The organism is Apibacter raozihei (assembly GCF_004014855.1).
GTDB classification, from domain to species: domain Bacteria; phylum Bacteroidota; class Bacteroidia; order Flavobacteriales; family Weeksellaceae; genus Apibacter; species Apibacter raozihei.
Window position 1 is genome coordinate 1,833,916 of sequence record NZ_CP034930.1, and the last position, 12,187, is coordinate 1,846,102.

5 protein-coding genes are annotated in these 12,187 nt (G+C 34.3%); 3 read left to right on the forward strand and 2 right to left on the reverse strand.

All coding sequences use genetic code 11. The features are described 5' to 3' along the window. Window positions 1–98: 98 nt before the first annotated feature. Together EOV51_RS08205 and EOV51_RS08210 are read right to left on the reverse strand one after the other, a co-directional pair. Window positions 99–4,853 (reverse strand): fibronectin type III domain-containing protein, encoded by a 4,755-nt coding sequence (locus tag EOV51_RS08205; protein WP_128151707.1) that lies wholly within the window; start codon window positions 4,851–4,853, stop codon window positions 99–101. Window positions 4,854–5,253: 400 nt separating this feature from the next. Beyond that, on the reverse strand, window positions 5,254–8,139 hold the full coding sequence (locus EOV51_RS08210; protein ID WP_128151709.1) for a S8 family serine peptidase: 2,886 nt from the start codon (window positions 8,137–8,139) through the stop codon (window positions 5,254–5,256). 496 nt (window positions 8,140–8,635) lie between these two features. Here EOV51_RS08210 and EOV51_RS08215 point away from each other — a divergent pair, with 496 nt between their 5' ends. Genes EOV51_RS08215 through EOV51_RS08225 form a run of 3 tightly spaced genes read left to right on the forward strand, consistent with a single transcriptional unit; the run spans window position 8,636 to window position 12,100 of the window. Continuing rightward, a complete protein-coding gene (locus EOV51_RS08215; protein WP_128151711.1) occupies window positions 8,636–9,937 on the forward strand; it encodes a methyltransferase domain-containing protein in 1,302 nt (433 codons plus the stop codon). A 4-nt stretch (window positions 9,938–9,941) separates the two neighbouring features. Then, a complete protein-coding gene (locus tag EOV51_RS08220; RefSeq protein WP_128151713.1) occupies window positions 9,942–11,135 on the forward strand; it encodes a hypothetical protein in 1,194 nt (397 codons plus the stop codon). A 44-nt stretch (window positions 11,136–11,179) separates the two neighbouring features. Continuing rightward, window positions 11,180–12,100, forward strand: a complete 921-nt coding sequence (locus EOV51_RS08225; RefSeq protein WP_128151715.1) for a phosphatase domain-containing protein — start codon at window positions 11,180–11,182, stop codon at window positions 12,098–12,100. Window positions 12,101–12,187 lie beyond the last annotated feature (87 nt).

Genomic DNA, 12,187 nt, shown 5'->3' on the forward strand with positions numbered 1-12,187 from the left:
GTTTTGTTAGTTTGGTACTTTTTCTAAGTACAACATTTAAAAATAAAAAAAACCGAGGAAAATAATTTCTTCGGTTTTTTATACAATTTTAGTAAATTTTATTTTTTTATAAATTTAAAAGTTCGATCTTTAATACGTAAGAAATATAGATTAGGTGTTAACTCTGATACATCTAAGGTTATTTCCTTGGCGGGTTTAATTGTAGCAGTTTTAATTAATTTTCCGTTTCTGTCCAGAATAGTTATTAAATAATAGTTATTAATATTAGAATCTAATCCTTTTATAAAAATTGTATTTTCAACTGGATTTGGGTATACTAAAATCGAGGAAGGGATAGCATTACTTTTATTACTATATGGATTATCCTCAATAAAGTCAGTACTGGTAGAAGATGAATTTGTTCTAAAGCTACTTTGATTATAGTCTGAACTATGAGAAGCGGCACAATTGGTTTTTACCCTCCAATAATAATCTATATTCGCTTTTAATCCTGTTAAGGAGAAAAAGGAGGAGGTAGGCATTGAAGTAGCAGTCGTCCAGTTAGTTGCTGAAGATGTTTTATATTCAACAGTGTAGCTTAGAGCTCCGGCTGTGGCGTACCATTTAAAGATAACACTGTTGTCAGAGATATCAGTGGCTAAAAGACCTGTTGGAGTAGTGCAGCTACTCAAAGTAGTAAAATTACTTTGGGTGTATTCAGAACTATTGGAAGTAGAACAGTTGGTTTTTACCCTCCAAATATAAAATGTGTTAGCTCGTAAGCCGGATAGGGTGAAAGAGGATGAGGAGGTAGAAGCAGTTGCCACTGTCCAATTAGTTTCAGTAGGTAGTTTATATTCAATACGATAGCTTTGAGCTCCGTTTACTACGTACCATTTAAGCGAAACGCTTGAATCAGATATATTAGAAGCGGATAGCCCTGTTGGGGCAGAACAATTATTCAAAGTTGAAAAACTTCCTTGAGCATATCCGGAACTTTCCGAAGCGGAACAGTTAGTTTTTACTCTCCATTGATAAGCTGTATTAGCCTTTAATCCGGAGAAGGTAAAATAAGGAGTTGTAGTAGAAGCTGTAGCTAAGGTCCAGTTGGTTGCTGAAGTCTGCTTGTATTCAACAGTGTAGCTTTTTACACCACTTGCTGCATACCATTTAAGATCGGCACTGTTGGCTGAAATATTATATAGGTAAATACCTTCAGGTGTAGAGCAACCAGGTAAAGTAGAAAAACGGCTTTGAGCATATGCGGAACTGCTGGAAGCGGAACAATTGGTTTTTACTCTCCATTGATAAGCTGTACCGGCTTTCAGTCCTGATAAGATAAAAGACGTTGAAGTAGTTGAGGCAGTTGCCACTGTCCAGTTAATGTCTGAAGAAATTTTATATTCCACCGTATAGCCTTTTGCGTCACTTATGGCATGCCATCTGAGAACAGCACTGCCAGAGGAGACGTCAAAGGCGGAGATACCTGTTGGGGTAACACAGCTGCTTAAAGTTGTGAAACCAGTTCGGGCATATCCGGAACTACTGTTAGCCGAACAATTACTTTTTACCATCCAATCATAAGCTGTATTAGCTTTTAAGCCGGATAAGGTGAAATAAGTAGAAGTTGTAGAAGCTGTGGCAACCTTCCATGTAGTTTCAGAAGATTGCTTAAACTCTACGGTATAGCTCTGAGCTCCACTCACGGCATACCAGGTAAGATCGGCACTCGTAGAAGAAATTTTAGAGGCAGTAACACCAGCTGGTGTGGAACAGCTATTTTTAGTAGTAAACATTCCTTGAGCATATCCTGAATTATCGGAGGCAGAACAATTGGTTTTTACCCTCCAATAGTAAGAAGTATTAGCCTTTAAACCGGATAAGGTGAAATAGGATGCGGTAGTTGAAGTCGTAGCGATCGTCCAGTTGGTTGATGTAGCAGGTCTGTATTCCAATGTATAGCTTTGGGCACCACTCATTGCATACCATCTAAGCACTGCACTGGTAGTGGTGATGTCATAAGCGTAAATACTGGTTGGAGTTGTGCAATTACTAAAAGTAGTAAAACCGTTTTGAACATATCCGGAACTATCGGAAGTTGAACAATTAGTTTTTATCCTCCATTGGTAAGCTGTATTGGCTTTTAGACCGGATAAGGTAAAAGAAGTTGCGGTGGTAGAAGTTGTAGCAACAGACCAGTATGCTTCTGTTGCAAGCTTATATTCTATGGTATAGCTTTTTGCACCGCTCATTGTATTCCATTTAAGGATAGCACTCGAAACAGAGACATTAGAGGTAGAAGTTCCTGTTGGAGTAAGGCAGCTGCTTAAAGTAGTAAAACCACTTTGAGCATAGCCTGAACTACTATCGGTTGGACAATTGGTTTTTACTCTACAATGATACATGGTATTTGCTTTTAAACCGGATAGGCTGAATGAGGTAGCTTTAGTAGAAACAGAAACAACGGTCCAGTTAGCAGCCGTTGCAAGCTTATATTCTACTGTATAGCTTTGAGCTCCGCTCATTGCATACCATCTGAGTATAGCACTGGTGGAAGAGATATCTGAAATAGTGAAACCAGTTGGAGTAGTGCAGGTAGGTAAGGTGGTAAAAGCATTGAGATCATATCCGGAACTATCGAAAGCCGAACAATTCGTCTTTATTCTCCAATAATATGTTGTATTAGCCGCTAATCCGGATAGAGTGAAAGAGGTAGAAGTAATAGATGTTGCTGCAACGGTCCATTGAGTTGCCGAAGCAATCTTATATTCTACCGTATAGCTTTTTGCATTATTCATGGCATGCCACCTAAGGACAGCACTTGTAGTCAAAATATTGTAGGTGGAAGCGCCGGTTGGAGTTGGGCAGCTGTTCGAAGTGGTAAAGTAGCCTTCAGTATATCCGGAACTATTAGAGGTTGAACAATTGGTTTTTACTCTCCAGTAGTAAGCAGTATTGGCCTTTAATCCGGTTAAGTTAAAATAAGGAGTGGTTATAGAAGCATTTGCAATTGTCCAGTTAGCAGTATTACCTGCTTTATATTCAAGAGTATAGCTTTGAGATCCGCTTACCGGATACCATTTAAGAACAGCACTATTGGATGAGATATTCGCTGCATAAACACCACCTTTTGGATTAGTACAACTAGATAAAGTAGTAAAACTACTTAGAGCATATCCTGAACTAACGGAAGTAGAACAATTGCTCTTTACCCTCCAATGATAAATCGTGTTGGGTTTTAATCCGGATAAGGTAAAATTGGTGGCGTTAGTAGAAGTAGCAGCAACGGTCCACGTTGAAGCAGTAGCAAGCTTATATTCTAAGGTATAGTTTTGCGCATTGTCTACGACATACCAATTAAAGGTAGCACTGTTGGCGGATAGATCGGAAGCGGAAAGTCCTGTAGGTACAGAACAGCTGGACTGAGTGGTGAAATCATTCTGAGCATATAGGGAAGTATCAGAGGCGGAACAATTGGCTTTTACTCTCCAAAGATAAACGGTAGTTGGTTTTAAACCGGATAAGGTAAATGAAGAAGCAGAAGTAGAAGCCGTAGCAACTGTCCAGCTGTTAGCAGTAGCAGGCTTATACTCTACCGTATAGCTTTTTGCCCCGTTTACCTCATACCATTTAAGGGTAGCACTATTCGCTAAAATATTTGAAACAGATAGCCCTGTTGGAGAAGTACACGTTGGAGTAAAAGGGGAAATGTTGGTAATTATAGCCTGATTATTTGAAAATCCCCCGGGATTGGTAATCTGATAGTAGCCGTTAGCATAACCTCCCCATCCTAAATTGAAGTGGACAAGATTATTAGCATCATAACCGTCAGCAACAAATGCATGTCCACTCCCCAAAGAAGAAGTTCCGGTAAAATAAACCGGATATCCTTTTGTTAATTGTTCTTTAATCAGGTTTAGCCATTCGGAGTCACTAGTGTAACGGGACTTATATATAAGACTAATATCAGAGCTATATTTAAAATAATATTTTAAAGCCGAAACAACATTTGAATTACCAGCTATAGAAGCAGTGGGGCCATACATCATATCTATGGAAATTCCGGCATGAAGCATTAAAGTGGAGACTGCATCTACTTGCTGGGTAGATGAAGAAGCTGAGAGTGAATTAGGCATGTTATTCCAGGAATAGTTAGTACTGCCAAAGTTCGCAGTTAAGGTTTTTCCTTTCCAATTATAGCTTTGGTCAGAAATGGTGTAGGTATGACTACCGTTTCCTTTAGCCGGATAATTCCAAAATTTCATAATTTGAGCCATGGCAGTAGCTACACATCCGGTCATAGATGATTTTCCTTCATACGTAACGGGGGTAAGTTTATTGTAGTAGGTTGACTGGCTCCAGTTAGTTTTTATAAGTGGTGAAACACTGGAAGCAAAAGTTACTTTAGAATTTTGAGAAGGAGGAAGGTTGCTTGCCGAAAGTAAAGCTTCCCATTCATCAAAAATTTTTGTGTCTTCTTCAGAGCTGATTTTGCTTGATTTATTTTTACTTAAATATGCATTGCATTCCTGATATCCGTTAAGTAAATACAAAAACTCAGGAGATTGAATTTTATTTTCATCTATATTAGAATCAAATGAATAAGCTAAAACAGGATGGTTTTTACGGGTAGCGGAAATGATATAGAAACCGTTTACGGTAGCGTTTTTGAACACATAAAAACCGTTGTAATTATTATTTATTCGATGAGTTATGTTGATTAATTGAATTTCAGATGATTTTCCATTTTTAGAATAAAGCGATATAAAATTTTTCGCTACTATTTGAGCTTTTTCCTCAGAAATATCCTGAGCTTTAAAAAAGCAGGAAGTAAGAATTCCTATAACAATTAAAAAATGCTTGAATTTGCACATAGTTAGTTTTTTGATTAATTACAAAATATTTAAATGAATCCGTGTCCTTAAGATTGAATTAAAAACATATCAATCAACAGGTCAGCATAAATTGGTTTAAGATTACTTAAAATAAAATAGTAAAGAGTGTGTGGGAAATAGAAAGTAAAGGTTATTTCATAAGCATATACGTTAGAATTACTAGTATTCAAATATACAGAATTCATTTTTTATTTATATAAAATATATATTTTTTATATTCTTTTAAATAGTTAATTTAAATAATTATTTTATAGTATGATAATAAATGATTGTGAAATAAATACTATTTAAATGTTGTTTATTTTCGTTTAATAGTTAATGAAAAATAAAACCGAAGAAAACTAATCCTTCGGTTTTATTTTAGATACTCCCTAAGAAGTTATTTTTTGAAAAATTTAAAATTATAATCTTGAATACGTAAAAAATATAAATTTGAAGGCAATTCGGATACATCTAAGGTGATTTCAGTACCAGACTTAACGGTTGCGGTTTTAACCACTCTTCCATTTCTGTCCGTAATAGTTATTACTTCCACTTCGTTGGAGCTATACTTAATATCTTTTATAAAAAGTGTGTTCTCTACCGGATTTGGGTACAGAGAAGGACTTATAAAAGTATTCTCAGGATTAGGATTTGCTAACTCTGATTCAGCATTTGAAGAATTCGTACTTGAAACATTGATTCTTAAATTATAACATTTTGATAAGTCAAAATTTCCTGCATGCCCATACACTAATATATAGTAGGTGCCCGGTGCTAAGTTATTCATGGCAATTGTTTCGTTGGTAGTACCGCTGAATGTACTGCTGCCAATTTGAGTTTTCGAACTGTTATAAAGTTTTAAATCATAATCTTTAGGTAAATTTTGTAATGTAATATTGATATTAGATTTTGAACCTAAAATAAATTTATAGTAATCTTTATCCGTTGCGCTGCCAATACCTGCGGAATAGGTCGTATTTGTACGTAAAGCCACTGCGGTTGCAAAAGATTCGTTAGGTTCGTAATTATTGATACATGATGAAGTTACAGGGGTAGTGCTTACTTTTAAATGATAACATTGAGACAAATCAAAATTTCCATTATAACCGTAAACAAGTACATAATAAGTACCTGCCGGGAGGTTGTTTAAAGTGATGGATTCACTGGATGTGCCGCTCTTGGTACTGCTGCCTATTTGAATAAATGAGCTGTTATAAATTTTTAAATCATAATCTTTAGGAAGATTAGCCAAAGTGGCAACGATAGTTGAAACAGCGCTTATTGTAAATTTGTAATAGTCTTTATCGGTAGCACTTCCTATTCCCGCATAATAATTGGTGTTAGTATTTATAGGAGCAGCAGTGGTAAATGATTCATTGGGCTCATAATTCTGAATACAGGAAACAACTGTCAAAGTTTTAAAGTTAGATTGGCTATAATTGGAACTTGACCCGGACGAACAATTAGCTTTAATCCGCCAGTCATACGAAGTATCAGATTGCAAGCCTGTTAAAGTGTAGGAATTGTCATTAGTTAAGGCAACGGACCATGAAGCAGAGGAAGCTTTTTTATATTCTACCGTATAATTTCCGACACCTGCAATTGCATTCCATTTTAGGATAGTGCCTGAAGAAGTAGTTCTTTCAGCTTTCAAACCTGTGGGAGCCGAGCAACTGCTTTTTATAATTCCAGTAACAATAAGAGAGTAATTTTGTTTTCCTCCGGATAAATTATTTTTATGTTTGATGGAAATCGTATAACTCCCTGACGCGCCTGGTATATCAATTCTTTCAAAAGGATCTACTTTGTTATCCCCCTTACTACTGGTAGTTGCTGAGGTAAGTAAATAAGGATAGTAGGTGGTTCCGTTTTTTGTAATTCTTATATCAAGATCATTAACTAACACAGCGGTTGATAAGTTTATTGTACCACTATTTACAACATTACCTGCCGGATCTGTCCAGGAAATGGAAGCAATTAAAGGATTGATGCCGTCTGAATTTACGGTTATGCTGTATGAAGAACCGCTGGTTAGGATATTTTCTTCAATGAGGGAATTGCTGTTTTTTTTAGAGATCGTCTCAGCGGCAAATTTAGCATTCAGCAGCCCCCATCCAAATTTGGCGTCCGGGCCAGGCGTTCCTGCGTCGTCTGCTGTATGTAGCGCGAGTCCTTTCAGGGTAGCAGCTTTCATAAGGGTTCCGTATAAATTTTTATAGTGCTGTTGAAGTAATATAAGCGTACCTGTAACATTAGGAGATGCCATGGAAGTTCCGGTATAGGTAGCATAACTTACATCGCTTGAAGCAACGGAAGAATAAATTTCAGTACCATTTCCGGCAATATCAGGTTTTATACGTAAATCATCCGTAGGTCCCTGACTACTGGAACCATTGATGCTTGCTTGTGCTAATTTTCCATTCGCATCAATAACAATATTTTCTGCGTTGGCAACGACAAGGTTATTTTTAGAAGTTTTAAAACCGGATAGTTTATCATACCCTGTAGCCAGAGGATTAGGATTGGTAGCATATCCGTCGTTACCGGCTGAACATACCATAAGATAAAAAGGGGCGTTAAACATGATTTCATCCCAGCTTTTTGATTCATTTGAGTAGGCTCCAAACATCCAGGGAGTAATAGACGAAAACCGGAAACCATACGAATGATTGGATAGGGTCATACCGTTTGTGGCAGCAGTAGCAGCCTTTGAAGCATCCGAGTTCCAGTTGTTGCTTATCACTTTTGCCTGAGAAGCCATTCCTTTGGCTTTAGGATCTTTTCCGGAAGCAATCATAGTTCCGGCCACATGGGTGGCATGGTTGCTCATTCCCGTGGAACCATCTCCTATGGAAACTCGTCCTTTTAATTCCTGATGTGTAGATCTCACTGCATTTTCATCCCAAATGTAGGCAGTCATATTCTGACCGTCTAAATTTAGTCGTAAACCTCCTCCTGAATTTAAGTAATTGGCTCTTGTTGATTTCGCGGCTTTGATATTTTCCGTTATATAATATATAGGACGCATATCTGCAGTTACACCAATTAATTCCGACACATTTCCGTCTTCATGATAAATTTTTTCCTGAAGCTTTCGGGTTTTCATTAATTGTAAAGCTCTTTCTTTATTAGCTTTTGCCTCCACATCAAACAGCTTGGATATTGCTTCCAAATGATTGGTGTTGCTTTCTTTTTGAATGACTGCAATATCTTCCTTAGTTTGTGAAATAATTGATAAGGGAAGAAAACTAAGATATAAACATATCAGGTGTAATTTTCTCATAATTTTTTTTTTGTAGGGTTAATTTTTTGTTTTTTAATGTATACAAGTTATATGTCTAATCTATGACAAGAGAGGGTTCGTAAACGATAGATAGAGTAGTTAATGGGCTTAAATGTAAGAAGATAATTGAATGTATCTTATTTTTAGTGTTTATATAAATTTGAAAAATTTATATTTGAAAATGAGTACTTTTAATTCATAGGCTATTAGGATTAATTATTTAAACCAAATATAAGATAAAATTTAATTCTTTGCAACATAAAAGTATAATTAAGTTATTATTTATTTTAAAAACTTTGTTAATTGTTTGTTTTTTTTATTTTATTATTATTTTATATTAATTTTTTATTTGTTTTAATGGTGTGATTTTAATAGGAAATGATATAAGTAAAGTCAATGATTTCGTTTTTTGATAGTGTAAATTTTACTATCTGATTGATTGCGTAGTTGTATTGCGCATTTTTATTTTAGTTTTGCATGGTAAAATAAATAAATCATGATTCTAAAGATAAAGAGTGCTAATAAGTATTTATTAGATATATTACATAAAAATCCTGAAACCGATGCCGGGTTATATTTTAAACCACTTAAAAAAGGTATTATAGTAGGGAATATAGTGAGTAGTTATGAATATGAAGTAATCTTTCAGGATACCAAATACAGCTATTTACCTGAAGATTCCAATCAGATAGATTTTCAGAGTTACTGCAATCCTTTAGTAATATTACACATATCTAATGAATTGTTTAATCATATACTCAAAGAAAAATCAGAATATGTTCAAAAAGAAATTTCCTGGTTAGGAATTACACAAGGAGAAGCAGATACGCAAGAATGTACTATTGAAATTCCCTCATTTTTTATACATTCCAACTGGTATAGAGACGAAGAATTTCTGTTAAGCAAATACTTTGAAGGGATTAAGTTAACACAGGTACAGGGTAAAGTATTTAATCTTAAAATTAAAGGTAAATCTATATTTGAAGCAATAAATCTTTTAAACCTAGTAGCGCTTTTAACTCATATAACTAATGATTACGGCTTATTTACCTTTATTGATGATCAGTTTGCACAAAAATATGCACGAATTTTAACGAATATTGACCATGTGCCGTACTTTGTGTTTTATTTATTTATTAAAAGGGCAACCAAATCAGAGAAGCAGTTTAAAAATATAAAACCGGTTTTTGAAGAATATTTAAGAAAATACGGGATGGAAGCAGAACTAAGCTGGTTGGGAACACATGCTGACAGGGTTCGGTTTATAACGGATAAGCTTGAGTTGGACCGGCCAATTGTGGATATAGGCTGTGGTGAGTTTATTTATTATAAAAAAATGATGAATAAAGGATTTAGATCCCATTATATAGCTGTGGATGAAAATGAAAATTTTGCAAGTATGGCAGAATATCTTCCCCAGCGTTATCAAGCAGAAAACCTTGAATTTTATACGCGTTTAGAACAAGTTCGAACCGATGAATTCGTGAATGTGATTATGACTGAAGTCATTGAACATAATACTTTAGAAGAAGCAAAAAAATTAATTAAACAAGCATTACAGTTTAATATAAACGAAATGATTATAACTACTCCGAATTCAGATTTTAATGTTTACTATTCGGAAAGTTTGGATAAAAGACATGAGGATCATGATTTTGAACTCAGTGAAAAAGAATTTAAAGAGTTGATAGAAGAATGTGCAAGTTCAATTCCTGGTATTATAACAAAATATAGCGGAATAGGAGACTCTATAAACGGAATACAACCCACACAAGCAGTAATAATTTCAAAACATTAGAAAAATGCAGCAAAACAGTGAATTAAGGAAATTAAAAAGCAGAATCGATTGGTTTTGTAAAAGTAAAGTAAATGCATTTTCTCCAACTATTTCTCCAGCACCCAAATCAGCTGAAAGAAAAGAAATTGAAAGTATTTATGAAGCCGTATATTATTTTTTACGAAATGGTGTCTCACAACTGGTGGTTCAGAGAAAATATATGGGTTCCTATTGTGATATATATTTACATAAAAATATAGAGGACACCTATTTTGTGAGTCGCAATGGATTCAGAATAGAGCATATAAGCAAGGAAGAAGCGCTAAATGCCTGTAAAGAGATATATAAAAAGCTCGATTGGAGTACTATGGAGCTTGCAATTATACAATCTGAACTCATGCCTTGGAGTACTTTAGGTAAAGGTTTAATTGAAAATGAGTTTAGAGGCTATCTAACCGTGCATAAAAATCATTTCAATGAATTAAAAAATTCAGAATTATATCATAAAATTGAACAGGTTAAAAAGTCTGAAGAATATAAAAATTTCATAAGCTTTACATCCAGCCATTCCGAGAAAGAAGTAGCTAAAAAGTATCCTGCTCATATAATACGTCAATACGCATCGGTAGAAAATTTTACAATTAAAAATCTTGAAGCTTATAAACAGGGAATTGACATTTATGAAGAACAGATTGCTCACTTTGGAAAAACCGAAAAAATGTTTTTTAAACCCTTTAACATTCTTAAAAAAGTATATGAGGACGGAACGGAAATTTTGGTAAATGACAATCTGAGCTATCAGGAAGTAAACGACGACGGGTTATTATATCTGGAAGAAATTAATGAAAAGAATGTAGACATTATCATTGAAGAAATTTATGCATGGTATAAAACATTAAATGCGGAAAACGAAGAAGGAATTGTAATTAAACCACGGAAAGCATTTATTAAAAATATTCCCCCCGCATTTAAAATAAGGAATGATCAATACCTTACCATGATATATGGAGTTAACTTTTTAGAAGATTATGACTATTACTTGAGAAAAAGAAAAATAGAAAGAAAGTTACAATGCTCTATCAACGATTGGATGATTAACTGGGAATTACTTAAAGTGCCTTATGCTGAAATTAAGTCCGATAATTATTATCTTAAAAATTTAGTATATGATCGTATTATGGGGGAAAAAGCAGAAATAAATTTAGATAGAAGGTTGTAATAAACAAATTGTGTATTAATTAAAATAAATGAGACTGATTTAAAATGAAAAAAAACATACAGATATTACTCTTGATAGGGCCACCCGGAAGCGGAAAATCGACATTTGCCAAATATTTTTTGAGAACGGAAGAAAATTGGATGAGAGTTTGTCGGGATGACTTTAGGCATATGAACTTTTCCCAGGAAAATCTTTCAGGAGAAAAAGAACATCTGATAACAAAATTGGTAGATGCTTCCATACAGGAATTAATTAAAAAAAAGACTAATGTGCTTATAGATGCTACCCATTGTAAAAAAGAGTATATTACCGAATACATTAAGAAATTTAACTCTTATGCAGACATATCTTTTAAACTTTTTGACCTTAGCCTTGAAGAACTCCGTAAAAGATGTATAAACAGAGAAGAACAAACCGGAAAACATATCCCGGTTAGAGTTTTAGAACGAATGTTTGAACAGTTTCAGAATTTAAAACAAAATTTTGATTTTTCTACAAGACCAAAAATATTAACTCAACCGGCAAATGCAGATAAGGTTCAGGATATGAATCTGCCTAAAGCTTTAATTTGTGATCTAGACGGGACATTAGCACTGATGAAGGGAAGGAATCCTTTCGATGCAGGAAAATCAAATGAAGATGAATTAAATTTACCAGTAGGAAATGTCCTCAAAAATTATTTTAAATTAGGATATAAAATATTACTGGTTTCCGGGAGAGAAGAAAAGCATAGAGAACCTACGTTAGAATTTCTTGAAAAATATGAAATTCCATACGATAATTTATGGATGAGAAAATCTGACGATTACAGAAAAGATTCAATAGTGAAAACGGAAATTTATAAAGAATATATTGAAAATCAATATTACATTGAATTTATATTAGACGACAGAAATCAAGTCGTTGATATGTGGAGAAAAGAGTTGAAGCTATCTTGTTTTCAGGTAAATTATGGTGATTTTTAAAGTGGTTTTATAAGTATTTTAATCATGTAACATCTGGTTCGTAAGCTAAAACAAAGTAAGTTCTAAAAAAATACGAAATGAAATAGT

Bases quoted from the DNA above. Each gene is read 5' to 3' on its own strand.
- EOV51_RS08205 (WP_128151707.1), bottom strand. From the start codon at position 4,853: ATGTGCAAATTCAAGCATTTTTTAATTGTTATAGGAATTCTTACTTCC.
- EOV51_RS08225 (WP_128151715.1), top strand. From the start codon at position 11,180: ATGAAAAAAAACATACAGATATTACTCTTGATAGGGCCACCCGGAAGC.
- EOV51_RS08210 (WP_128151709.1), bottom strand. From the start codon at position 8,139: ATGAGAAAATTACACCTGATATGTTTATATCTTAGTTTTCTTCCCTTA.
- EOV51_RS08220 (WP_128151713.1), top strand. From the start codon at position 9,942: ATGCAGCAAAACAGTGAATTAAGGAAATTAAAAAGCAGAATCGATTGG.
- EOV51_RS08215 (WP_128151711.1), top strand. From the start codon at position 8,636: ATGATTCTAAAGATAAAGAGTGCTAATAAGTATTTATTAGATATATTA.